Here is a 24,264-nt window from a genome sequence, read left to right on the forward strand (position 1 = left end):
ATGGCAGAACCCTCTGAATTCGATCCAGCGGACTCAACCCTGCGGGGACATTTTTTTGGTTCGCCTTGTTGGCAAAGCGGTGGCCGGATCCTCTGGCCAGAGATGTTTCGGATAGCGTCCCTTCATCTCTTTCCTGACCTCCGGCCAGGCGCCGCGCCAGAACGCTGCCAGATCGCGGGTGATCTGCAACGGACGCTGGGCGGGCGATAGCAGCTCCAGCACCAGCGGGATACGTCCTTCCGCCACGGTGGGATTCTGCGCTTCGCCAAACATCTCCTGAATCCTGACCGCCAGCGCGGGCGGCTTATCCGCATCGTAGCGAATCGGCAGCCGGCTTCCGGTCGGCACAGTGTAATGAGTTGGCAGCACACTATCCAGCCGCTGACGTTGTGACCATGTGAGTAAATGTAAGAGCGCCGTGGTCAGGTTGACCGCCTGCAGGCTGCGCAGATCGCGTACCGCTGACATCTGCGGCAACAGCCACTCTGACAGGCTCGCAAGCAACGTCTGATCGTCCATAGCGGGCCAGCTCTCTTCCGGCAGCCACTGCGCCGCACACTGGATACGCAGGCGCAACTGTTCGGCATCCGGCGTCCAGCCCAATACCGACAGACCTTTTTCGGCGATCCAGCGCAGTATGGCGGCGTGCAGCACGTCCGGCTCCGGGCGCGCCATCGGCTGGGTGCGGAGTATCAACGCGCCAATCTGCTCACGTCTGAACGCACGCAGCGTGCCCTTCTCTTCGTCCCATTCCACTTCAGTCTGGCGCTCAATCAGTGCGGGCTGCTGCTGGCACAGCGTGTCAATGTCGACCGGCAGTGCCAGCAGCATCCGGGCATCCGGCGTCGCACTGCCCTGCAACAGGGCGGGTGCTATCAGCCATTCGTTGCGCGTCAGGCCATCCTGCTCATCGAGTCTGGCCCCCAGTCCGTTGGCCAGTTGATAGCGACCGCTCAGATCGCGACGCCGCGCCAGCCGATCGCCAAAACCTACCGCCAGCAAACCGGCGAAACGATCTTCATCGACCCGTCCGCCACGAATTTTGAGTCGCTGCTGCCACTGCTGCGCCCGCCGCTGCCATTGAGCCTGAGGCCGATGCAGCGCATCCCTCAGATCGGCACTGCCGCTGCGCGGAGGATCTTCCAGAATCGCCACCAGCAGCGCGGCGCTGGCGACCGCACTCGGCTCATCGCCCGCGGCACAGAGCATAGCAGCAAGCCGCGGATCGCACCCCAGCTGTGCCATACGCCGTCCCAGTGTGTTAAGCAGGCCGTTGCTGTCCAGCGCACCCAGACGGGTCAGCTGCCGTTGTGCCGCGTCCAGATTTCTGGCGGGCGGCTGATCCAGCCACTGCAGCTGTTGCGGCCCGGTACAGCCCCACTGCAGCAGGTCCAGCCACAGCGACGAGAGATCGCTGTTCACGATTTCCGGGTCGCTCTGCGCTGCTGCACGTGACGCCTGCTCCTGCGGCAGCAGATGCAGACAGATTCCCGGCATCAGTCGCCCGGCGCGACCTGCGCGCTGGATCATTGAAGCCTGACTGATGCGCTGGGTCTGCAGCCGCGTCACGCCGCTGCGAGCGTCAAACAGTGCGCTGCGCTCCAGCGCACTGTCGACTACCAGGCGAATCCCCTCAATGGTCAGGCTGGTCTCGGCGATATTGGTGGCGAGCACCACTTTGCGACGTCCGGCGGCGGCAGGCAGGATCGCCCGTCGCTGCGCCGCCAGCGGCAGTGCGCCATAGAGCGGTGTCAGATCCACATCGTCACTGATGCGTGATTCCAGCTCACGTTTCACCCGTTCAATTTCTGCCACGCCCGGCAGAAACAGTAGCAGTGAACCCTCTTCATCGCGCAGCAGCTGGGCGACTTCACGCGCGACCGCTTCTTCAAAGCGTACGTTTTGATTCAGCGACGCGTAGCGCCGTTCAACCGGATAGCTGCGCCCTTCTGAAATAATCAGTGGCGCATCCGGCAGCAGCGCCGCCAGCCGGGCATTGTCCAGCGTGGCGGACATCAGCATGATTTTAAGATCGTCGCGTAATCCCTGCTGCACATCGAGCAGCAGCGCCAGCGCCAGATCGGCCTGCAGGCTGCGCTCGTGAAACTCATCGAGGATCACCAGCGACACGCCCTCCAGCATCGGATCGTGCTGAAGCATGCGCGTGAGCATCCCTTCGGTAACGACTTCCAGCCGGGTTTCTGGCCCGACGCAGCTTTCGCCACGCATCCGGAATCCCACCGTGGCACCCGGCTGTTCGCCGAGCTGCTCCGCCAGCCGCTGCGCCACATTGCGTGCCGCCAGCCGGCGTGGCTCCAGCATAATGATGCGTCCCGGCAGCGCCGCCTGCTGCAACAACTGCAGCGGCAGCCAGGTCGATTTGCCCGCGCCGGTAGGGGCGGCCAGCAGGATTTGAGAGGCATCACGCAGCGCCGCCAGGATGTCTGGCAGCACCGCGCTGACCGGTAAATCGCTCACAGCAAACTCCGTTTCTGCCTGTGCTAAGATGGCGCGCATTGTAGCACGTGATATTTGCCGGAGAGCGCCATGGCGACACAACGCTTATTTTTTGCCATCAGCCTGCCTGACGAAATGCAGCAACAGCTGGTGCGCTGGCGGGCCGACACCTTTCCTGCAGAGGCAAGTCAGCCGGTGGTCGCAGCGAATCTGCACCTGACGCTGGCGTTTCTGGGTGAGGTTGCACCGGAAACCTCACTGCGCCTGCAGACGCTGGCCTCCCGCATCGTCCAGCCCGGTTTCGATCTCGACCTGGATGATGCCGGGCACTGGCCGCGTCCCGGCGTGGTCTGGCTCGGCTGCCAGCGCGCGCCTCGCGGCCTGCTGCAGCTTGCCAGCCTGCTGCGGGCGCAGGCTGCCCGGCATGGCTGTTATCAAAGCCCACAGCCGTTTCATCCGCACATCACGCTGTTACGCCAGGCCACCCAGCCGGTTGCATTGCCACCTCGCGGTTTCCACTGGCGTTTTCGCGTCTCCACCTTTTCACTGTTCGCCTCTGACTATGCCCGGGGCCGCACCCGCTACCGCGCGCTGGCCAGCTGGCCATTAACGTCTCAGGATCCGCATGCACTTCTCTCCGCCCCTTAAATCCGCCCGCCTGATCGCCCGTTACAAACGTTTCCTGGCCGATGTCGAGACGCCAGAAGGCGAAGTGCTGACGATTCATTGCGCCAACACTGGTGCCATGACCGGCTGCGCCACGCCGGGCGATACAGTCTGGTATTCCACGTCCGATAGCCTGACGCGCAAATACCCGCACAGCTGGGAGCTGACCGAAACGCAGCAGGGCCACTGGATCTGCGTGAATACCCTGCGCGCTAATCAACTGGTGGCCGAAGCGCTGGATCAGAACAGGCTACCCACGCTGGCGGGTTATTCCCATCGTCAGGCGGAAGTGAAATATGGCAGTGAAAAAAGCAGAATTGATTTCCTGCTCAAAGCAGAGGCACGGCGCAACTGCTATATTGAGGTGAAATCCGTAACCCTTTTACATGAAGGTAAAGGCTATTTTCCGGATGCGGTGACGATTCGAGGACAGAAACACCTGCGCGAGCTGGCGACAGTGGCGGCAGAGGGTCATCGGGCCGTTTTGTTGTTTGCCGTTTTGCACTCGGGGATTGAGGACGTTTCCCCGGCACGCCACATTGATGCGGCGTATGCAGAACAACTGGCTCAGGCGCAACGGGAAGGTGTAGAGGTTTTAGCGTATCAGGCAGACTTAGCGGCGGAGGGAATGTTTCTTAAATCGCCGATCAACGTAACCTTGTAATATCTTTTGCAATTTTATGTGGTAAGAATGTTCTGAGCTAAGGGCTGATTACGCTGTTCCTCACAGGCTTGTCAAGGTGTGTTCATGAAGAATTGCCAACCCTGACTGCTTCTGTTATTTATAGCGGCCTGTTTTTTTCCCCAATGGGGGATCGATGTACCCCGCAGACGTCAGATGCAGGCCGGCAGTAACGCCCCTGCGGGACGTAAGTCAGAGGGTATAGTGCGTGTTATCCAGGAGAAGCAACATGCAAGAAGGTCAAAACCGTAAAACATCGTCCCTGAGTATTCTCGCTATCGCTGGCGTTGAGCCTTATCAGGTTAAGCCTGGCGAAGAGTATATGAACGACGCGCAGCTGACCCATTTTCGCAAGATTCTGGAAGCCTGGCGTAATCAATTGCGGGACGAAGTCGATCGTACCGTATCGCACATGCAGGATGAAGCCGCTAACTTCCCGGACCCGGTTGACCGTGCCGCGCAGGAAGAGGAGTTCAGCCTGGAGCTGCGTAACCGCGATCGCGAACGTAAACTGATTAAAAAGATCGAGAAGACGCTGAAGAAAGTCGAAGACGACGACTTCGGTTATTGCGATTCCTGTGGCGTTGAGATTGGTATCCGCCGTCTCGAAGCTCGTCCTACTGCCGATCTCTGCATCGACTGTAAGACGTTAGCAGAAATTCGTGAGAAACAAATGGCCGGCTAATGTCGCGTCCAGCCTGTTACCACGCAGTGGAAAAACCGTTGTGTTGTCCGCTGCGTGGTCACTTCTGAACCCTATGTCACCTTCCTGCATTGGTCGCTTCGCCCCTTCTCCCTCTGGTGAACTTCATTTTGGCTCGCTGATTGCTGCCCTGGGCAGTTACCTGAGCGCGCGCGCGCAAAACGGCATCTGGCGGGTGAGAATTGAAGATATCGATCCGCCACGGGAAGTGCCAGGTGCCGCCAGCCGCATTCTGCATCAGCTGGAACACTACGGGTTAATGTGGGATGGCGAGGTGCTGTGGCAGTCGCAACGTCACGAGGCCTATCGTGACGCGCTGGCCTGGCTGCAGCAGCATCGTCAGAGCTATTTCTGCACCTGTCCCCGACGTCGCATTCAGGAGATTGGCGGTTTCTATGATGGTTACTGCCGTGAACGGCAACGCGGACCAGAGAATGCCGCGCTGCGTTTACGCCAGCATGCGCCGGTCTTTGCCTTTGACGATCGATTACGGGGTCGCGTAGAGGCGGACAGACGTCTGGCGCAGGAAGATTTTATTATTCACCGTCGCGATGGCCTGTTTGCCTACAACCTGGCGGTGGTCGTCGATGACCATTTTCAGGGCATTACCGAAGTGGTGCGCGGCGCAGATTTGATTGAGCCGACGGTGCGGCAGATTGCGTTTTATCAGCAATTTGACTGGCCGGTGCCGGCCTGGCTGCATCTGCCGCTGGCGCTTAATCACGATGGCAATAAGTTATCGAAGCAGAATCATGCACCTTCGCTGCCCGATGGCGATGCCAGGCCCCTGCTGGTAGCGGCATTACGCTTCCTCGGACAGCCTGTTTCAGGCGGCTGGCAGGACTTAACGCAGGACAAACTGCTGTCTGACGCGGTGTCACAGTGGAATATCGCTTTGATGCCGCAACAGAACGCCCTGAAACCGGATGCATAGACAACAGCATTCTCAAACGGTTCTCAACAGGCTATGATTAGCCGCTGATTTTACCTACACCCTAATTGCCACTGTCGAGGTGTCCCATTTTTACCCGAGTAGCTAATTTTTGCCGGAAAGTCCTGAAGCGTGATGAAGAGGAAGCCCCAGCAGAGGTTGAACCAGAGCGTCTGATGACCATCATCCCTCGTGAAAGCCATACCATCTCACGTAAAGACATCAGCGAAAATGCCCTCAAAGTGCTCTATCGCCTGAACAAAGCCGGTTATGAAGCCTATCTGGTAGGCGGTGGCGTGCGCGATTTGCTACTGGGGCAAAAACCCAAAGATTTCGACGTGACCACTAACGCCACGCCAGAGCAGATGCGCAAGCTGTTCCGCAACTGTCGCCTGGTCGGTCGCCGTTTCCGGCTGGCACACGTGATGTTTGGCCCGGAAGTGATCGAAGTCGCCACCTTCCGTGGACATCATCAGGTTGAAGAGATTGCGGAAGATCGCAACAGTTCGCAGCGCGCCCAGAGCGGCATGCTGCTGCGCGACAATATCTTCGGCTCTATCGAAGATGATGCCCAGCGCCGCGATCTCACCATCAACAGCCTCTACTACAGCGTGGCTGATTTCAGCGTACGCGACTATGTTGGCGGCATCAGCGATCTCGAACAGGGCATCATTCGCCTGATTGGCGATCCGGAAACCCGCTACCGCGAAGATCCGGTGCGCATGCTGCGCGTCGCGCGCTTTGCCGCCAAGCTCAATATGAGCATTGCGCCGGAAACCGCCGAGCCGATTCCACGTCTGGCCTCGCTGCTGCGTGATATCCCGCCTGCGCGCCTGTTTGAAGAGTCCCTGAAGCTGTTGCAGGCGGGCTATGGCTACAGCACGTATCTGAAGCTGTGTGAATATCAGCTGTTCCAGCCGCTGTTCCCGACGCTGGCGCGTAACTTCACGGAAAACAGTGACAGCCACATGGAGCGGATGCTGGCACAGGTGCTGAAAAACACCGATAACCGCATTCATAACGACATGCGCGTGAATCCGGCGTTCCTGTTTGCAGCGATGTTCTGGTATCCGCAGCTTGAAGCGGCCGAACGCATTGCGCAGGAGAGTGGCCTGACCTACTTCGAAGCCTTTGCGATGGCGATGAACGATACGCTGGACGAAGCCTGCCGTGCGCTGGCGATTCCAAAACGTATTACCTCGCTGATCCGCGATATCTGGCTGCTGCAGTTACGCATGTCGCGCCGTCACGGTAAACGCGCCTGGAAACTGATGGAGCATCCGAAATTCCGCGCCGCATACGATCTGCTGGCGCTGCGCGCGGAAGTGGAAAACAACCCGGAACTGCTGCGTCTGAGCCAGTGGTGGGGTGAATTCCAGGTCGCTGCGCCGCCGCATCAGAAAAACATGCTGAATAATCTGGGTGACGATCCGGTGCCGCGCAATAAATCGCGCCGTCCGCGCCGCCGCTCTTCCGCGCCACGTCGTGACAATCAAAACGTGTCATGACACGAGTTTACCTCGCGTTAGGCAGTAATCTGGCCGATCCGCTGCATCAGGTTGATGCAGCGCTGACGGCACTGGATGCGTTGCCGCAGACGCAACGCATCGCGACCTCGCCGTTCTACCGCACGCCGCCTTATGGCCCGCCCGATCAGCCCGATTTTCTCAATGCCGCCGTGGCGCTGGAAACCGATCTCAGCGCTGAAGCCCTGCTTGACCATACCCAGCAGATTGAGCGGGATCATGGCCGGGTGCGCAAGGAAGAACGCTGGGGGCCGCGCACGCTGGATATCGATCTCATGCTGTTTGGCGATGCAATCATTAACACTGAGCGGCTGATTGTGCCGCACTACGACCTGCTGAATCGCGCCTTTATGCTGGTTCCCCTGCTGGCGATTGCGCCCGATGCTTGCCTGCCCGATGGTCGCGCACTCAGCACCGTTCTGGCCACCCTCGACAGCAGCAACATCGTGCTGTGGCACGACTGATCAGACAAACGCACATCTCTGATTCCGCTCTTTCACGCTATCCAGTAAACTGCGCCCATCAGAATTCCTGAGTTGAGAGCGCCATGAAACCCACCACGATTTCACATCTGCGTCAGGCGAAAGCCAGCGGTAAAAAATTCGCGACGCTGACCGCCTACGATTTCAGTTTTGCCCGCCTGTTTGCCGATGAAGGCATTCAGGTGCTGCTGGTTGGTGATTCCTTAGGGATGACGGTGCAGGGGCACGACTCCACCCTGCCGGTTACGGTCAGCGACATCGCCTATCACACCGCCGCCGTGCGCCGTGGTGCGCCCCAGGCCCTGCTACTCGCCGACCTGCCCTTTATGAGTTATGCCACACCAGAGCAGACCTTTGAGAGTGCCGCACAGCTGATGCGTGCCGGTGCCAATATGGTGAAACTGGAAGGCGGCAGCTGGCTGGCAGAGACCGTGCAGATGCTGACCGAACGCGCCGTGCCGGTGTGCGGTCATCTTGGGCTGACCCCGCAGTCGGTGAATATCTTTGGCGGCTATAAAGTGCAGGGCCGTGATGAGGCCGGTGCCGATCGGCTGCTGGCCGATGCCCTGGCGCTGGAAGCGGCAGGCGCACAGCTGATGGTGCTGGAGTGCGTGCCGGTGTCACTGGCGCAGCGGATCACCGGGGCGCTTACCATCCCGGTGATCGGCATCGGTGCCGGTAACGTGACCGATGGTCAGATTCTGGTGATGCATGACGCGCTGGGCGTAACCGGCGGTCATATTCCCAAATTTGCCAAAAATTTCCTGGCGGAGACCGGCGACGTTCGCGCGGCGATTCGCCACTATATCGCCGAAGTCGAGGCCGGAACCTATCCGGCGGCAGAGCACAGTTTCCAGTAATTCAGGAGAGTCACCGTGTTGATCATTGAAACGCTGCTGATGCTGCGCCAGGAAGTCCGTCGCTGGCGCCAGCAGGGTAAACGCATTGCGCTGGTGCCGACCATGGGCAACCTGCATGAAGGCCATCTGACGCTGGTGGATGAAGCCCGGGCGCGCGGCGACATCGTCATTGTCTCTATCTTTGTCAATCCGATGCAGTTCGATCGCGCCGATGATTTAGCGCGCTACCCGCGCACGCTGCAGGAAGATTGTGAAAAGCTGAACCGCCATCAGGTTGATGTGGTCTTTGCGCCCTCCCCGGCTGAAGTCTATCCGCAGGGCGCGCAGAATCAGACCTTTGTTGAGGTGCCGGTGCTCTCTTCCCTGCTGGAGGGGGCAACGCGTCCAGGCCATTTTCGCGGCGTGGCCACCATCGTCAGCAAACTGTTTAATCTGGTACAGCCCGATATTGCCTGTTTCGGTGAAAAGGATTTTCAGCAGCTGGCTATCATTCGTAAGATGGTGGCTGATATGGGCTTTGACATTGAGATTGTTGGCGTGCCAACCGTGCGGGCCAAAGATGGCCTGGCGCTGAGTTCACGCAACGGCTACCTGACATCCGATGAGCGCAAGCTGGCCCCGGTGCTGAGCCAGGTGATGCATCAGATGGCTCAGCGACTTGAGAACGGCGAGCGTCACATAGAAGAGATTATCGAGACAGCCAGCGAAGCGCTGCTGGCACAGGGATTGCGTCCTGATGGCCTGGCAATCTGTGATGCGGAAACGCTGCAGCCGCTGACGGTGGACAGCCAGCGTGCAGTGGTGCTGATGGCCGCCTGGCTGGGTAAAGCCCGACTGATTGATAATCAAACTGTTGACCTGACGCTGTAAGTACGCCCGCTGCAGGTTATTTTATTTCTCTGATAAGGTTTCTGGCTATGATTCGCACAGTTCTGCAAGGCAAATTGCACCGCGTAAAAGTGACGCAGGCGGACCTCAATTATGAAGGCTCCTGCGCTATCGATCAGGATTTCCTGGAGGCTTCCGGCATTCTGCAATATGAAGCGATCGATATTTATAACGTCACTAACGGTCAGCGCTTTTCCACCTACGCTATCGCGGCTGAGCGTGGTTCGAAAATTATTTCGGTCAATGGTGCGGCAGCCCGCTGCGCCTGCGAAGGCGATATTTTAATTATCTGCTCGTATGTGCAGGTAGAGGATGCCGTCGCGCGTCAGTGGCAGCCTAAAGTCGCCTATTTTGAAGGTGACAACCAGATGAAGCGTCTGGCGAAAGCATTGCCGGTACAAATCGCCTGAGTAATCGATCGCCTGACAAAAAAGGGCCGTCATTAACATGGGCGGCCCTTTTTGTTTCTGCTTCTGCAATTAAACCGCTTTGGTTGTCATCGGCTTCGATGACTTTTTCATCGTAAAGAGGAAATTAAACCAGCCGCGTTTTCTCATCAGACATATTGTCAATGGCAGCGCCAGCGCCACCAGAAACGCCGAAATGAATTTCAGGTCATTCACCCAGGCTGACGGACTTTCAAACTTCACAATCTTACTGAAGAACTGAATCGCCAGATAATGCGACAGGTAGAAGACGATAGAATTGACGCCAATGTAGTAGACCAGCTCAGATTTCAGCTTCAGCGCAATCCAGACAAAGAATGGCACCGATAAAAGTGCAAGCGGTGATAATAACGCCTGGGAATGACGCTCCAGAATAAAGATATTCAGGCAGGAGAGCAGCACAAAACTGATCGCTGAGATTAACAGCGTCGGGCCATGCTGTACTTTCTCTGCGATATCCACCTGCTTACGTACCACGTAATCGCCCAGGTAGAAAAAGACAAACAGATAAAGCGATTTGTTGATGTGCGTATTGTCGAAGCTGGCAAATACGCCATCCGGATCGATGGCCGGCAGCGCCCAGCTCAGCGCCATACAGATAGCAAACACCAGCAGGAATGGCAGGTGGCGGGCAAAGATAATCACTATAAAGAAGATAAATAGCGAGTGCAGGAACCAGGTCATATCCCCGCCGCCGGTCAGGTGCGAAAGAATAATATTCATCGGTGACTGCGGCGTATTTGCCATCGAGCTGAACAGGATCTTTAACCCGCCATAGACCGCCACCCAGACCACAAACGGATAGAGAATACTGCGTACTTTGTTATTAAAAAAAGGACCCAGGCCTTTTCTTAATCCGGCATCGACAAACAGACCCGAAACAAAGAACATCAGCCCCAGTCTTACCGGTGCCAGCATCTCATTTAACAGGCTGCTGAAGGCGGTAAAATGTCCGGCATTATTATGTACGGCAATAGTGCTATGCAAAAAAATAATTGCGAGAATACTCAATCCCCGCAGATTATCGATCCACGTTATACGATTCATCTTTTCCTGCCTTTGATTAAAAACTGGCCCTGTTTAAGATGCCATTTTGCTTATTAAGAAGACTCTTAACCCACTCGTTCATCCCTGAGCAGAGGAATAACTTTATTCCGGCGGTATTTTGATAATTCATAATCAAATAAACAACAGCCAGCCTTTAAGCCTATTCTTAAAAAATATTTAACAGTTAAGAATCATTAAGATAGCGAAAGATGACTGATTATTATCAGATAATACTTAGGGTTACTTTTTGTGAAAAAGGATGAAAGCGAGGCCGTGAGCGGCTTCAGAGTCAGAAAAGAAATCACCAAGCAGGTTTTAACGTCGTTTTTAAGGCCAGGGAGAACCGTAGTTCGGGTTGTTTTTCACTCACCAAAAAAAAAGCCACGCCCTTATTGCAGCGTGGCCCTTACCATTCAACGTATTGTCAGGTGCGCAGTCCGCGTCCGCGCTGAATCAGCGCATAGACCAGCCAGTAGAACACCAGAATAAAGGCCACCAGTACCGAGAGCGTAAAGACCAGCGGCACATCATTAATACCCAGGAAGCCATAACGGAATCCGCTAATCATATAAACGATTGGATTCAGTTTAGAGACAGCCTGCCAGATCGGCGGCAGCAGACTCAGCGAATAGAATACGCCGCCCAGATAGGTCAGTGGCGTCAGCACAAAGGTCGGGATCAGGCTGATATCGTCAAAGGTGCGCGCAAAGACGGCGTTGAGCAGACCGGCCAGTGAAAACAGAATCGCGGTCAGCAGCAGCGTAATTGCCACCATCGACCAGGAGTGCACGTGGAACGGCACAAAGAACAGCGAGATGGCCGTCACCAGAATGCCGACGCAGACGCCACGCGCCACACCGCCGCCTACATAACCGGCAATGATAATGTGGGTCGGCACAGGTGCAACGAGCAGCTCTTCAATGTTGCGCTGGAACTTGGCACTGAAGAACGATGATGCCACGTTGGCATAGGCGTTGGTGATCACCGCCATCATGATCAATCCCGGCACAATAAACTGCATATAGCTGAAGCCGTGCATCTCACCAATGCGCGACCCGATCAGGTTACCAAAGATGATGAAATAGAGCGTCATGGTGATGACCGGCGGCACCAGCGTCTGGATCCAGATACGGGCGAAACGGTTAACCTCTTTGGCCCAGATGCTTTTCAGCGCCACCCAGTACAAATGTGTCATGCTTTTGCTCCTGTTTTTCCCTGCGTCGTCAGGCCAACGAACAGCTCTTCCAGACGGTTGGCTTTATTGCGCATACTCAGCACCTGCACACCCTGCGCACTCAGCTGGCTGAAGACGCTGTTGAGGCCCTGCTCACGCAGCACTTCCACTTCCAGCGTTGAGGTATCGGTCAGCCGGTACTGGAAGCCCTCCAGTTTCGGCAGCGGACTGCGCGGTGCCAGATCCAGGATAAAGGTTTCTGATTTGAGCTTGGACAGCAGTTCTTTCATAGAGGTGTTTTCCACCAGCTCACCGCTCTGGATGATGCCGATGTTACGGCACAGCATCTCGGCTTCTTCCAGATAGTGGGTGGTGAGAATGATGGTAGTGCCTTTAGCATTGAGATCTTTCAGGAACACCCACATTGAGCGACGCAGTTCGATATCCACGCCAGCCGTCGGCTCATCCAGAATCAGCAGTTTTGGTTCGTGCATCAGTGCTCGGGCGATCATCAGGCGGCGCTTCATCCCGCCGGAGAGCATGCGCGCACGTTCGCTGCGTTTGCCCCACAGGTCGAGCTGCTTCAGATATTTTTCTGCCCGCTCATTCGCTTCACGACGCTCAACGCCGTAGTAACCCGCCTGATTCACGACGATCTGCATCACCGTCTCAAACGGGTTGAAGTTAAACTCCTGCGGCACCAGGCCGAGCTGGCGCTTGGCATTCACCACATCTTTTTCTAAATCGTAGCCAAACACCCGCACGCTACCTTCGGATTTATTGACCAGCGAACTGATAATCCCGATGGTGGTCGATTTACCGGCACCGTTTGGCCCCAGCAGTGCATAAAAGTCACCCGCTTCAACGTTAAGATCGATGCCCTTCAGCGCCTGCACGCCGCCGGGATAGGTCTTGGTCAGCCGGGAAAGTTCCAGTGCATAAGTCATTCTGCATCCATACCCTGTTTTGATGGCATTGCAATGCCGTTTAAATTTATCAGGCCCTGGCATATAGTACGCGCGCGCACTTTGCGCAGTAACCGGTCGCTCAACGCCATGACAGACATCAATACCCTGATCAGAAACAACCGCGAATGGTCAAAACTGCTGGTTGAAGAAGATCCCAGCTTTTTTGAGCGGCTCGCCCAGGCACAAAAACCGCGCTTCCTGTGGATTGGCTGTTCTGACAGCCGTGTCCCTGCCGAGCGCCTGACCGGACTGGAACCGGGCGAGCTCTTCGTTCACCGCAACGTTGCCAATCTGGTGATCCACACCGATCTGAACTGTCTGTCCGTGGTGCAGTACGCTATCGAAGTGCTGGAAGTGGAACACGTTATCGTATGCGGCCACTACGGCTGCGGCGGCGTGCAGGCGGCGATGGATAACCCGGAGCTGGGGTTAATCGACAACTGGCTGCTGCACATCCGCGACCTCTGGTACAAGCATAGCGTGTTGCTGGGGGAACTCCCGCCGGATAAGCGTCTGGACAAACTGTGCGAAATCAACGTTATTGAACAGGTCTATAACCTGGGGCACTCGACCGTTCTGCAATCTGCCTGGAAACGTGGCAAGGATGTCTCCCTGCACGGCTGGGTTTACGGCATTCAGGATGGCTGCCTGCGTAACCTGGATGTCACGGCAAACAGCCGGGAGATCCTTGAACAGCGCTATCGTCACGGCATTGCTAATCTGCAGATGAACGGCGAGGCCTGAGCCGATCGCGGCGTAAAGCGCGACATAGCCTACACCAGGCATCGGGTGCAGGCCTTGGAAGAATGTGCGGTCAGAGCAGTATCAGGATTCCAGCGGCACCACTTTGCCGATGTAAGGCAGATGGCGATAGTGCTGAGCGTAGTCGATACCAAAGCCCACCACGAACTCATCCGGAATGGCAAAGCCGACATACTCGACATTGACTTCAACTTCACGGCGCTCTGGCTTATCCAGCAGGGTACAGATCGCCAGTGATTTTGGCTGACGCAGCTGCAGAATCTCACGCACTTTGCTCAGGGTGTTGCCGGAGTCGATGATATCTTCAACGATCAGCACATCCTTGCCACGAATGTCTTCATCCAGATCTTTCAGGATTTTCACATCACGCGTGCTGGACATGCCGCTGCCGTAACTGGATGCCGTCATAAAGTCGACTTCATGCGGCACATCAATGGCGCGACAGAGATCAGCCATGAACATGAATGAGCCGCGCAGCAGCCCCACCAGCACCATATCGCTGCCGCTGTCGCGGTAGTGCTCGTTAATCTCTTTGCCCAGTTCAGCGATGCGCGTGGCGATTGCCTCTTCAGGGATCATCACTTCAACAGTGTGTTTCATTGCGTTCAGCCCGGTTACGTCAGAAAAGCCCCGAAGTCTATCACAGACGCAGCAGTGACGGCTGTGCGACCCTGTATGCAAACGATTACGTCGCGAAAATTATTCCCTGCTGCCGGCGGCTGACTGAAATGCGCATTACCTTAGAACATTCTGGCATTTACCAGCATGATTCGCTGCGTGGTAGCCTTTATCCAACATATCGTTACCCTACTCGCGCCGCTGGCCGGAGATCACAATGACTTCATCATCAAGTAAAAAGACGCATATCGGCGACAGGCCGCTGCACCCCGAAACCCAGATGCTGAACTATGGCTATGATCCCCGCCTTTCTGAAGGTGCGGTGAAGCCGCCGGTGTTTCTGACTTCAACCTTTGTTTTTAACAGCGCCGAAGAGGGACGGGACTTCTTTGATTATGTCTCAGGTCGTCGTGAGCCGCCGGAAGGTAAATCGGGTGGGCTGGTCTACTCCCGCTTTAACCATCCTAACAGCGAAATTGTTGAAGACCGGCTGGCGGTTTATGAGCAGGCGGAGAGCTGTTCGCTCTTCTCTTCCGGCATGGCCGCCATCTCTACGGCCCTGCTGACGTTTGCCCGCCCGGGCGAGGTGATCCTGCACTCCCAGCCGCTGTATGGCGGCACTGAAACGCTGCTCAGCAAAACGCTGCACAATCTGGATATTAAAGCGGTTGGTTTCAGCGACGGGAATGATGAAGTCAAAGTGCGTGAAGCCGCACAGCAGGCGATGGCTCAGGGCCGGGTGGCGGTGATCCTGATTGAAACACCCGCAAATCCCACCAACAGCCTTGTCAATATCCGCCTGATGGCGCGCATCGCCGATGAGATTGACCAGCAGCAGGGTTCACGACCGATTATCGCCTGTGATAACACCCTGCTCGGCCCGCTGTTCCAGCAGCCACTGACGCTGGGCGCGGATCTGTCGCTCTACTCGCTGACCAAATATGTGGGCGGTCACTCTGACCTGATTGCGGGCGCGGCGATGGGCAGTAAGGCGCTGATGGCGAAAGTCCGCGCCCTGCGCAGCGCCATTGGCACGCAGCTGGACCCGCACTCAAGCTGGATGCTCAGCCGCTCGCTGGAAACATTATCGTTGCGGATGGAGAAAGCCTTTCACAATGCCGAAGCGGTCGCGGCGTTTCTGCGCGATCACCCGAAAGTGGCGAAGCTGCACTGGCTGCCCTATCTGGATGCGGAGAGCGCCGAAGGGAAAACGTATCGCGAACAGTGCAGCGGCGCAGGTTCGACCTTCTCGTTTGATATCGTCGGCGATCAGCCCGCTGCGTTCCGTTTTCTCAATGCGCTGTCGCTGTTTAAACAGGCGGTGAGCCTGGGTGGCACCGAGTCGCTGGCCAGCCATCCTGGCAGCACCACCCACTCCGGCGTGCCGCAGGCGGTGCGTCAGCGTATAGGTATCACTGACGCCACGGTGCGGCTGTCGATTGGCATCGAGAGCGCCGGTGACCTGATTGAAGACATCAGGCTGGCGCTCGATCAGGCGTAATCAGCTCACAGTAAAGCCCAGCATCATGCCGGTGTCTTCATGCTCCAGCAGATGACAGTGGGCCATGTAAGCGTGTTCGGCGGCGGCGACATAGTTGAAGCGCACCAGCACTTCACTGCGCCAGCCGTCGACATTCACCATATCTTTCCAGCCCTGCCGATGCGGGGCGGGCGGTTTGCCGTTCTCGGAGAGAATACGGAACTGGGTGCCGTGAATGTGGAACGGATGCAGCATGGCGTCACCTTCCCCTGAAATCGTCCACTTCTCATAATCACCCAGCTTCACCGCAAATGACGGCTTCGTCATATCAAAGGCCTGGCCGTTAATCTTATTGCCGTTACGGAAATCGTAACCTGCGGGCTGCGCCATGCCGTGCATGCTGTGATCCATCCCTTCCATGTTTTCCATTGGCGGCATCGGCTCGTCAGCCGTTTTCTCCGGCATCGAATGATGACCGCCCTTGCCCATCGCTTTCTCGCCGTAGCGCTGCATCAATGCCTGCATTCCCTGCTGGTCCAGCTGCGGGTCCATCATCAGCTGCAGCCAGCGAGTCGTCAGCCCGTCGGTGGCGGGTAGCGCAGGCAGCGTTGCCAGCTTATCCGGCAGTGTGGCGCTGGCCATCACTCGCAGCGGCAGGATCTGTACCAGCGGCAGCGGCTGATCAAACGGCGGCAGCGTCATGCCCATCTGATCCGTCGGCAGAGTCACCAGATCAAACGCTTTACCGTCAGAAGTATCGATCATCACCTCAAAACGCTCGCCCGGCAGGATCGGCAGTGCGTCGAGCTTCACCGGCTCAGCCAGCAGGCCACCATCGCTGGCGATCACATAAAGAGGACGTTTATCACTGGCGGCAACGTGCAGCGAACGGGCATTACAGCCGTTCAGCATACGCAGACGCAGCCAGCCACGCGGCACCGCATGCTGCGGATACTGCACGCCGTTGGTCAGCATCATGTCGCCAAACCAGCCCACGGCCGCACGCATCACGTCGAGCTGATAATCGATAAGGCGCCCATCTTTGGTCAGCTGCTTATCCTGGAAAATCAGTGGCACATCATCCACGCCCCACTGCGTGGGCAGGCGCAGCGTGCCGCTCTCCTTGTCTTCCAGCAGAATCAGTCCCGCGAGTCCCTGTGCGACCTGATGCCCGGTTTTGCCATGCAAATGCGGATGATACCAGCAGGTTGCAGCGGGCTGGTCAGGGGTAAAAGAGACCTGACGCGAAGCGCCAGGCGCAATCACGGCCTGCGGACCGCCATCTACCGCGCCGGGGATTTCCAGCCCGTGCCAGTGCAGGGTAGTCGCTTCGCTGAGCCGGTTATGGATATTCACCGTCACCGGTTTGCCACTCTGCAACTTCAGCACCGGTCCCAGCAGGCTGCCGTTATAGCCCCAGGTCGGCACCGCTTTGCCGTTCCACTGCGTAGTGCCCTGCATCGCGGTAAGGCTGTAGCTGCCCCTGGCATCCGCTTCCAGCAGTGACGGAATCGGCAGCAGCGGACGGGTGGCTGCCATCAGCGAACGGCTCCAGAGCGGCAGGGCTCCGGCTGCACTTAGTGCGGCGGTGAGTTTCAGGAAGTGGCGACGTTGCATGGTGATCATCCTTGTGGCATCAGAGCGCACAGCCTAAACCCTGACCTTATGGGAAGGTCAAGTGTTAGCCGTGAGAATCTGATGAAAAAAGGCGGTACAGCGGCTCACAGCGCCAAATTAATCGAAAACCTGAGAATAACTGTGCTAACGTCATTAGCAATATCCATTGAAGAGAACGACTATGAAGCAAAGTATCAGGATCCTGCTGCTGACGGGACTCCTTGGCTTCTCCTCCACCAGTTTTGCCCTGAGCGAATCCGAAGCGGAAGATCTGGCCGATCTTACGGCGGTTTTTGTCTATCTGAAAAATGATTGTGGCTATCAGGATTTACCGGACGCACAGATTCGCAAAGCGCTGGTCTTTTTTGCTCAGCAGAACCGCTGGGATTTAAGCAACTACAGCAACTACAACATGAAAGCGCTGGGTGAAGACAGCTATCGCGATCTCAGCGGCATCGCCATCACCAACGACAAAAAGTGCAAGTCACTGGCCCGCGATTCACTGAGCCTGCTGGCCTACGTCAGGTAATTACCCTGCCCTCTGCTGCCGGACATTGACCGTGCAACCACGGTCAGTGTTAGCTATCATGTGCCGCCCATCTTCATGGCGATGTCATCAGAGGAGAGCACCATGGCCCACAATGAAACGTGGTATGAAACCCTTCATGCCGGTTTTGGCCAGTATTTCACGGTAGATAAAGAGCTGTACCGTGAAAAGACTGCGCATCAGGATTTAATCATTTTCGAAAATGCCGCGATGGGCCGCGTAATGGCGCTGGACGGCGTGGTGCAGACCACCGAACGCGACGAATTTATCTATCATGAAATGATGACCCACGTTCCGCTGCTGGCGCACGGCGCGGCGAAGAGCGTCCTGATCATCGGCGGTGGCGACGGCGCCATGCTGCGTGAAGTGTCACGTCATCCGGAAATCGAAAAGATTACCATGGTGGAAATTGATGCAGGCGTGGTGACCTTTTGTCGCCAGTATCTGCCGAACCACAGCGCAGGCGCCTATGACGATCCGCGCTTTACGCTGGTGATCGATGACGGGGTTAACTTCGTTAATCAGACGCAGGAAAGATTCGATGTCATCATCTCCGACTGCACCGATCCGATTGGTCCGGGCGAGAGTCTGTTTACCTCCGAATTTTATGCCGGCTGCAAAGCGGCCCTTAATGAAAATGGCATCTTCGTGGCGCAGAATGGCGTCTGCTTCCTGCAGCAGGATGAGGCCGTAAACAGCCATCGCAAGCTGGGCCATTACTTTGCGGATGTCAGTTTCTATCAGGCAGCGATTCCGACCTATTACGGCGGCATCATGACCTTTGCCTGGGCGAGCGATAATCCGGCGCTGCGCCAGCTCGATACCGCCACCCTGCAGGCGCGTTTCGGGGCTGCTGGCCTGACCTGCCGTTACTACACACCAGCGATCCATACCGGCAGCTTTGCCCTGCCACAATATCTGTTAAATGCGCTATCAGCCGCGTGCTGACAGGGCATTTTTGAGGGGGTGAACAAAATTGCAAAAGCTAAAACTACATGGCTTCAACAACCTGACGAAAAGCCTGAGTTTTTGTATTTACGATATCTGCTATGCGAATACTGAAGCTGAACGCGATGGTTATATCGCCTACATTGATGAACAATATAACGCCAACCGTCTGACGGAAATCCTGACCGAAACCTGCTCCATTATTGGGGCTAACGTGCTTAATATTGCGCGCCAGGATTATGAACCGCAGGGGGCCAGCGTCACGATTCTGGTCAGCGAAGAGCCGATCGATCCCAAAGATATCGATAACTCCGAGCATCCTGGCCCGCTGCCCAATTCGGTGGTGGCGCATCTGGATAAAAGCCATATCTGCGTGCATACCTATCCGGAAAGCCATCCTGAAGGCGGGCTCTGCACCTTCCGCGCGGACATTGAAGTCTCAACCTGCGGCGTGATCTCACCGCTCAAGGCGCTGAACTACCTGATCCACCAGCTGGAGTCAGACATCGTTACCGTCGATTACCGGGTGCGCGGTTTTACCCGTGACGTGAAAGGGATGAAGCACTTTATCGATCACGAGATCAATTCGATTCAGAACTTCATGTCTGACGATATGAAAGCGATGTATGACATGGTGGATGTGAATGTCTATCAGGAGAACATCTTCCATACCAAGATGTTGCTGAAAGAGTTCGACCTGAAACACTACCTGTTTAACACCCGCCCGGAAGATCTCAGCCCGCAGGAGCACAAGCGTATTACTGACCTGCTGTGGAAAGAGATGCGTGAAATCTACTACGGCAGAAATATCCCCTCAGTGGGCCTGAAGACCCTCTGATGATCCGGCGCGCAGCGTGACACCCCATAACCTGCGCGTCTCTTCCCGCTTATCCCTCCGACCTTTCATCACGGCAACCGCCGTAATTCCCTGATCGCCAGCAATAATTTGCCTGTCAGAGCGTGCTACTTTCAGCGCTGAACGCTTATTTCTCAACCACTACAGGCAAAAAAAATGGCAAGAATTAACATTATTGATTTCGCTGCCGTCCCGGACGCCACCTCACTTTCCACTCAGGCGATACAGCGCGCGATTGATAGCGCATCAGCAGGCGACACGGTGCTGATCCCGGCGGGCCGCTTTCTGACCGGTGCGCTGTTTCTGAAAAGTGAGATGACGCTGGAGCTGGCGAAAGATGCCGTGCTGCTCGGCAGCCAGCGGCTGGAGGACTACCCGGACATCGCTACGCGGGTGGCAGGGATTGATATGGTCTGGCCCGCGGCAATGCTTAACATCAATCACTGCCGCAACGTCACCGTCTGCGGCAGCGGCACGCTCGACGGACAGGGTGCCGTCTGGTGGAATAAATTCTGGGGCGACGACGAGAACAGCGGGATGCTGGCGGACTATACCCGTCGCGGCCTGCGCTGGGTGGTGGATTACGACTGCAAACGTCCACGTAACGTGGTGGTTTACGAGAGCGAATGCGTGACGCTGGAGGACTTTACTTCACAGGATTCCGGCTTCTGGAACCTGCACGTCTGCTATTCGAAACAGGTGAATCTGCAGAGGCTACGTGTCATGAACGACACCGGCCCCAGCACCGACGGCATTGATATTGATTCCAGCCAGTTAGTGCGTGTGGAGGGCTGTACGGTCTCCTGCAATGACGACAATATCTGCGTGAAATCGGGTCGCGGCGCGGAAGCACAGCAGCTCGGCAGAACCGCACGCGATATCATTATTCGCGACTGCACCCTGCTGAAAGGTTCGGGCATTACCCTTGGCAGCGAAACCTCTGGCGGTATCGAAAATGTCATCATCGAACATAACCGCTTCTCTGGAACCGGCGTCGGCTTTCGCATCAAGTCAGCCCGGAATCGCGGCGGCTGGATCAAAAACATCGTGGTTCGCCATCTGAAGATGGAGGATGTCTGTTATCCGTTTATGCTGCAGCTGAACTGGTTCCCGCAGTACAGCTACAGCGAGCAGCCCGCCGACACCGAACAGCCTTCGCACTGGCGTAAGCTGGCGTCAGGCGTCACAGGTGATGCTGGCCTGACGCGGGTTGAGAATATCAGTATCAGTCATATCAGCAGCAGCCTGACTGAGCCTGCGGTGTTTTCCCGCGCCTTTTTTATTGAAGGCACGCCGGAAAATCCGATTGAACGGCTGAGTTTCAGCGACATCACGCTGCAGGCGCAGGAGTTTGGCAAAATAGCGGGCGTAACGAATCTGAGGTTTGAGCGGATTACGGTAGACGCGCCGGCAATGACGCGCGAAGAGCATGACGCCTACGCGCGTTAACGGCGACTGCAGAAGATAAACGCGCGGTGCTGCTCTCACCCTGCTTTACGATAAGGTCAGAGAAGCACGGCGCGTTCAGTTCAGGCAGAGGTCAGCGCCAGCGTAATACCGCGCTCGCGCAGCGTGCGGCAGACATCCTCGTCTAACCGGCTGTCGGTCACTACATCGGTCAGATCATCCACCGGTGACGCGCAGAACAGCGACCAGGAGCCATATTTACTGCTGTCCGCCAGCAGAACCCGGCGCGCCGCATTAGCCAGCAGGTCATGTTTCAGCCCCGCTTTCTCTTCAGTCGGCGTGGTAATGCCGCGCTCAAGGCTCCAGGAGTTACAGCTGACAAACGCGATATCGGGATTGATGCTGCGCAGCAACCGCCGTCCATGTTCACCCACACAGGACTGACTGGAGTCGTCGATCCGGCCGCCAATTATCGTCACTTCGATCTGCTTGAACTCAGACAGAAACAGCGCAATGTGCAGGTCGGCAGTAATGACACGCAGCGGCAGATGCGTGAGCTGTCGCGCCAGCTCCAGCATGGTGGTTCCTGCATCCAGCACCACCGCATCGCCCGCCCGGACAAAGCTGGCGGCGCACTCGGCGATCGCCTGCTTCTCGGCCAGGTTCCGCTGCATTTTCTCCAGCGTGGTCGGCTGCGCAGGAATAAAACGATTCAGGGTAACGCCGCCATGACTGCGGCTGATCACGCCCTCTTTATCCAGCTTAATTAAATCACGTCGAATCGTGGCGGGTGAGGCGGAAATCGCACTGACCAGTTGCTCAACAGTCACCAGATTATGGCTTTTCAGGTAATCCATAATCTGGTCAAGACGGCTCTGTCCCTTCATATTTCCCTATGCGAGCTGCATCGCGAGTTTAATCGAGATCGCCATGCTGTCAGACTTCGCTTTACCTGTCCAGGCGATATCAAATGCCGTGCCGTGGTCAGCAGAGGTGCGGATAAACGGCAGACCTGCGGTAATGTTCACGCCATCATAGAAGCCCAGCAGTTTAAGCGGGATGTGCCCCTGATCGTGGTACATCGCCACCACCATGTCATAGCGTCCATCCTGGCACTGCAGGAACACCGTGTCCGGCGGGCAAGGCCCGGAGACATCAATCCCCTGCGCTTTCATCGCCTCAATCGCCGGGGCAACGGTGGTGATCTCCTCATCGCCAAACAGCCCGTTTTCACCGGCATGCGGATTGACGCCCGCCACGGCGATACGCGGGGCGCTGTAACCCACACGACGCAGGAAGGTGTCCGCCATACCAATCACGGTTTTGATGCGTGTCTGATTGAGCGTGTCGAGGAACTTACGCAGTGCAATGTGCGTCGTGACATGAATCACTTTCAGCTTATCGGTGTAGAGCACCATGGCGTAATCTTTGGTGTCAGTCAGGTGCGCCAGCAGTTCGGTATGACCCGGATAGAGATGGCCCGCCGCATGCATCGCCTCTTTATTCAGCGGCGCGGTGGCTATGGCATGCACCTCACCGGCCAGTGCCAGCTCAGTGGCACGCTTCACGCAGCGCCACGCCAGATCCCCGGCCTCTTTCTGTACCACGCCAGGTTTCAGCGCGTCGGGATCGGCCAGCGGCTCATCGATCACATTGATAATGCCGGGCGCAAACCGTGCATCCTGTACCCGATCCAGCACCCGCAGCTCGGCCTGGGGTGTGATGTTCATCGCCATAATGCGGCGCAGCGTACTGGCACAGCCAATCACCACGGCAGGGATGCCGTTCAGCTCACCTTCAGAGAGCGCTTTGATGATGATTTCCGGGCTGATGCCCGCCGGATCGCCCATGGTGATCGCAATAATTTTACTCACTCGACTTCTCCTCAATAAAACCAATGGCTGCTACCAGGGTATTTTCATCACCAAAGCCACCCGCTTTGGTCATCACCGGCAGAGTAAATTCACTGTTAAGCAGAACCCCGTGCGGCACACAGCCCGCCACCAGACCCTGAATTTTAAAGCCGCTGGCCCCCAGCGCCTGAGCAACGGCTATCGCCACGTCGCCGCCCGACAGATAGAGCGCATGCGGCAGCTGTGCCTGGCACAGACTCAGCGTCATTTCGCCCAGCAGCTGACAGATCGCCTCGCCCAGCTGCTGGCGCGTCACGCGGTGCTGCTGGCAGAGATCCTCGATCGCGTGTCGCTGCGATGCATGCTGGCAGGTGCGGATCACCGTATGGCGACCGGCGCGCAGTGCGGCAGCTGCCTGTTCAATCCAGCGCTCCCGGCCACGCCAGGCGGGCTGCTGAAACAGCTGACGAATATCAACATCCACGATCTCAACCGCGTGCTGGTTAAGCAGCGTGGCGATCTGCTGCTCTGCCTGACGACTCATCGATCCCACCACCGCCAGCACGGGCCGCGACGGGCGAACAGAGAGCGCAGCGCCCAGCGCATCGCTTAATCCGGCGGCCCCGACCAGCAGAGGCTTCTCTGCCAGCCGCGCCGCAGCGGTAATGAGTCGCGCCAGGTCGGCCTCCGTTTCGGCATCTACCACCACCACGCCCTGCGCAGCCGCCAGCACGGCATCCAGCCGATCGCTGCGCAGCGTGGCGAGATCGATCTCTGAGCCCTCGATCTGCATCTGATCGAGAATGCAGGCGCTGAGGATCGGGGTTTTGGGATCGCTGGCAAATTCGGTGTCGTTCAGTAAACGCTGATTAACCCACACGTTACCGTCACGTGTGGTGCGGCCCAGTCGCGGTACGGCTGGTGCCACCAGCGCCATTTTTTTGCTGCTGGCGCGCAGTGCCGCCACCGTTTCAGCACCGACGTTGCCGCGCAGCGTGGAGTCGATCTTTTTAAACAGCCAGCCCTGCTGAAGCTGTGCCGCGTAATGCTGTACCACCTGCGTGACGCGCTCTGCAGCCTGAGTAGCACTGACAGCACGGCTGTCGGTGCTGATTACCAGCACATCCGCCGCCTCGTCGGGCTGCGGCGCGGTGGTGCCGAACAGCACATGTACACGGGCACCGGCCTGTGCCAGTCCGCTACCGGCATCGTTGGCACCGGTAAAGTCATCGGCGATGACCAGCACCGGGGTTTTCCATACTGATGAGCCCATCCTCACTCCTGTCAGGCTATTGCCGCTGCATTTGATTATATTCAATCATGATTGATTATATGTGAGCAAGTTC

The 24,264-nt window shown here is 57.0% G+C and carries 24 protein-coding genes; 15 read left to right on the forward strand and 9 right to left on the reverse strand.

All coding sequences use genetic code 11. The features are described from left to right. Positions 1 to 33: 33 nt before the first annotated feature. Positions 34 to 2,517: an ATP-dependent helicase HrpB gene (gene hrpB, locus EGO56_RS15545; RefSeq protein ID WP_135910038.1), complete on the reverse strand. Its 2,484-nt coding sequence runs from the start codon at positions 2,515 to 2,517 to the stop codon at positions 34 to 36. A 30-nt stretch (positions 2,518 to 2,547) separates the two neighbouring features. Between hrpB and thpR the strand changes: the two genes are divergently transcribed. From thpR to panD, 9 genes are all read left to right on the forward strand, one after another. Further along, positions 2,548 to 3,105 (forward strand): RNA 2',3'-cyclic phosphodiesterase, encoded by a 558-nt coding sequence (gene thpR / locus EGO56_RS15550; protein WP_135910040.1) that lies wholly within the window; start codon positions 2,548 to 2,550, stop codon positions 3,103 to 3,105. Next, the gene (gene sfsA, locus EGO56_RS15555) at positions 3,083 to 3,787 is read left to right on the forward strand and encodes a DNA/RNA nuclease SfsA (protein WP_135910042.1); all 705 of its coding nucleotides are present in this window, start codon (positions 3,083 to 3,085) and stop codon (positions 3,785 to 3,787) included. Before thpR ends, sfsA begins: the two co-directional genes overlap by 23 nt. 247 nt (positions 3,788 to 4,034) lie before the next feature. Beyond that, positions 4,035 to 4,490, forward strand: coding sequence for an RNA polymerase-binding protein DksA (dksA, locus tag EGO56_RS15565; RefSeq protein ID WP_008925615.1), 456 nt, complete (start codon positions 4,035 to 4,037; stop codon positions 4,488 to 4,490). 73 nt (positions 4,491 to 4,563) lie between these two features. Next, positions 4,564 to 5,442, forward strand: a complete 879-nt coding sequence (gene gluQRS, locus EGO56_RS15570; RefSeq protein ID WP_135910044.1) for a tRNA glutamyl-Q(34) synthetase GluQRS — start codon at positions 4,564 to 4,566, stop codon at positions 5,440 to 5,442. An 86-nt stretch (positions 5,443 to 5,528) separates the two neighbouring features. Further along, entirely contained in the window at positions 5,529 to 6,947 is a 1,419-nt protein-coding gene (gene pcnB / locus EGO56_RS15575; protein ID WP_218832235.1) for a polynucleotide adenylyltransferase PcnB, read from the forward strand. After that, positions 6,944 to 7,429 (forward strand): 2-amino-4-hydroxy-6-hydroxymethyldihydropteridine diphosphokinase, encoded by a 486-nt coding sequence (folK, locus tag EGO56_RS15580; RefSeq protein ID WP_135910046.1) that lies wholly within the window; start codon positions 6,944 to 6,946, stop codon positions 7,427 to 7,429. The genes pcnB and folK overlap by 4 nt, the downstream gene beginning before the upstream one ends. Before the next feature lie 83 nt (positions 7,430 to 7,512). Continuing rightward, complete coding sequence (gene panB / locus EGO56_RS15585; protein WP_135910048.1) at positions 7,513 to 8,307, forward strand: 3-methyl-2-oxobutanoate hydroxymethyltransferase; 795 nt, start codon at positions 7,513 to 7,515, stop codon at positions 8,305 to 8,307. 15 nt (positions 8,308 to 8,322) lie between these two features. Then, on the forward strand, positions 8,323 to 9,177 hold the full coding sequence (gene panC / locus EGO56_RS15590; RefSeq protein ID WP_013356816.1) for a pantoate--beta-alanine ligase: 855 nt from the start codon (positions 8,323 to 8,325) through the stop codon (positions 9,175 to 9,177). A gap of 47 nt (positions 9,178 to 9,224) precedes the next feature. Then, positions 9,225 to 9,605, forward strand: coding sequence for an aspartate 1-decarboxylase (gene panD, locus EGO56_RS15595; protein ID WP_033731602.1), 381 nt, complete (start codon positions 9,225 to 9,227; stop codon positions 9,603 to 9,605). Between the two features lie 69 nt (positions 9,606 to 9,674). Here panD and EGO56_RS15600 read toward each other — a convergent pair whose 3' ends face one another. From EGO56_RS15600 to EGO56_RS15610, 3 genes are all read right to left on the reverse strand, one after another. After that, positions 9,675 to 10,688: an acyltransferase family protein gene (locus EGO56_RS15600; RefSeq protein WP_013356814.1), complete on the reverse strand. Its 1,014-nt coding sequence runs from the start codon at positions 10,686 to 10,688 to the stop codon at positions 9,675 to 9,677. Positions 10,689 to 11,112: 424 nt separating this feature from the next. After that, a complete protein-coding gene (locus tag EGO56_RS15605; RefSeq protein ID WP_013356813.1) occupies positions 11,113 to 11,883 on the reverse strand; it encodes an ABC transporter permease in 771 nt (256 codons plus the stop codon). Next, entirely contained in the window at positions 11,880 to 12,809 is a 930-nt protein-coding gene (locus tag EGO56_RS15610) for an ABC transporter ATP-binding protein (protein ID WP_033731601.1), read from the reverse strand. The genes EGO56_RS15605 and EGO56_RS15610 overlap by 4 nt, the downstream gene beginning before the upstream one ends. Before the next feature lie 108 nt (positions 12,810 to 12,917). Here EGO56_RS15610 and can point away from each other — a divergent pair, with 108 nt between their 5' ends. After that, positions 12,918 to 13,574 (forward strand): carbonate dehydratase, encoded by a 657-nt coding sequence (gene can / locus EGO56_RS15615; RefSeq protein WP_033784496.1) that lies wholly within the window; start codon positions 12,918 to 12,920, stop codon positions 13,572 to 13,574. A gap of 81 nt (positions 13,575 to 13,655) precedes the next feature. Here the strand turns inward: can and hpt are convergent, their stop codons facing one another. Then, the gene (gene hpt / locus EGO56_RS15620; RefSeq protein WP_013356810.1) at positions 13,656 to 14,192 is read right to left on the reverse strand and encodes a hypoxanthine phosphoribosyltransferase; all 537 of its coding nucleotides are present in this window, start codon (positions 14,190 to 14,192) and stop codon (positions 13,656 to 13,658) included. Between the two features lie 235 nt (positions 14,193 to 14,427). Between hpt and EGO56_RS15625 the strand changes: the two genes are divergently transcribed. Further along, the gene (locus EGO56_RS15625) at positions 14,428 to 15,711 is read left to right on the forward strand and encodes a cystathionine gamma-synthase family protein (protein WP_135910049.1); all 1,284 of its coding nucleotides are present in this window, start codon (positions 14,428 to 14,430) and stop codon (positions 15,709 to 15,711) included. Here the strand turns inward: EGO56_RS15625 and cueO are convergent, their stop codons facing one another. Next, positions 15,712 to 17,307 (reverse strand): multicopper oxidase CueO, encoded by a 1,596-nt coding sequence (gene cueO / locus EGO56_RS15630; protein WP_135910052.1) that lies wholly within the window; start codon positions 17,305 to 17,307, stop codon positions 15,712 to 15,714. It lies immediately after the preceding gene. 181 nt (positions 17,308 to 17,488) lie between these two features. On the opposite strand from cueO, the gene EGO56_RS15635 reads away from it, so the two are divergent. The 4 genes from EGO56_RS15635 to EGO56_RS15650 all read left to right on the forward strand — a co-directional run bounded on the left by EGO56_RS15635 (position 17,489) and on the right by EGO56_RS15650 (position 21,107). Continuing rightward, positions 17,489 to 17,836: a YacC family pilotin-like protein gene (locus tag EGO56_RS15635; protein WP_003854673.1), complete on the forward strand. Its 348-nt coding sequence runs from the start codon at positions 17,489 to 17,491 to the stop codon at positions 17,834 to 17,836. Positions 17,837 to 17,938: 102 nt separating this feature from the next. Next, on the forward strand, positions 17,939 to 18,802 hold the full coding sequence (speE, locus tag EGO56_RS15640; RefSeq protein ID WP_135910053.1) for a polyamine aminopropyltransferase: 864 nt from the start codon (positions 17,939 to 17,941) through the stop codon (positions 18,800 to 18,802). A 28-nt stretch (positions 18,803 to 18,830) separates the two neighbouring features. Then, positions 18,831 to 19,640 carry an adenosylmethionine decarboxylase gene (gene speD, locus EGO56_RS15645; RefSeq protein ID WP_003854677.1) on the forward strand — a complete coding sequence of 270 codons (810 nt, stop codon included), beginning with the start codon at positions 18,831 to 18,833 and terminating at the stop codon, positions 19,638 to 19,640. 174 nt (positions 19,641 to 19,814) lie between these two features. Beyond that, entirely contained in the window at positions 19,815 to 21,107 is a 1,293-nt protein-coding gene (locus tag EGO56_RS15650; RefSeq protein ID WP_135910055.1) for a glycoside hydrolase family 28 protein, read from the forward strand. Positions 21,108 to 21,187: 80 nt separating this feature from the next. Here EGO56_RS15650 and EGO56_RS15655 read toward each other — a convergent pair whose 3' ends face one another. From EGO56_RS15655 to dtnK, 3 genes are read right to left on the reverse strand one after another with little or no spacing between them, the layout of a single operon-like run. After that, the gene (locus EGO56_RS15655) at positions 21,188 to 21,952 is read right to left on the reverse strand and encodes a DeoR/GlpR family DNA-binding transcription regulator (protein ID WP_013356803.1); all 765 of its coding nucleotides are present in this window, start codon (positions 21,950 to 21,952) and stop codon (positions 21,188 to 21,190) included. 6 nt (positions 21,953 to 21,958) lie between these two features. Beyond that, positions 21,959 to 22,939 carry a D-threonate 4-phosphate dehydrogenase gene (locus EGO56_RS15660; RefSeq protein ID WP_003854687.1) on the reverse strand — a complete coding sequence of 327 codons (981 nt, stop codon included), beginning with the start codon at positions 22,937 to 22,939 and terminating at the stop codon, positions 21,959 to 21,961. Beyond that, positions 22,932 to 24,191 (reverse strand): D-threonate kinase, encoded by a 1,260-nt coding sequence (dtnK, locus tag EGO56_RS15665; RefSeq protein WP_135910057.1) that lies wholly within the window; start codon positions 24,189 to 24,191, stop codon positions 22,932 to 22,934. Before dtnK ends, EGO56_RS15660 begins: the two co-directional genes overlap by 8 nt. Positions 24,192 to 24,264: the final 73 nt, after the last annotated feature.

It is taken from the genome of Pantoea vagans, assembly GCF_004792415.1.
Lineage (GTDB): Bacteria > Pseudomonadota > Gammaproteobacteria > Enterobacterales > Enterobacteriaceae > Pantoea > Pantoea vagans.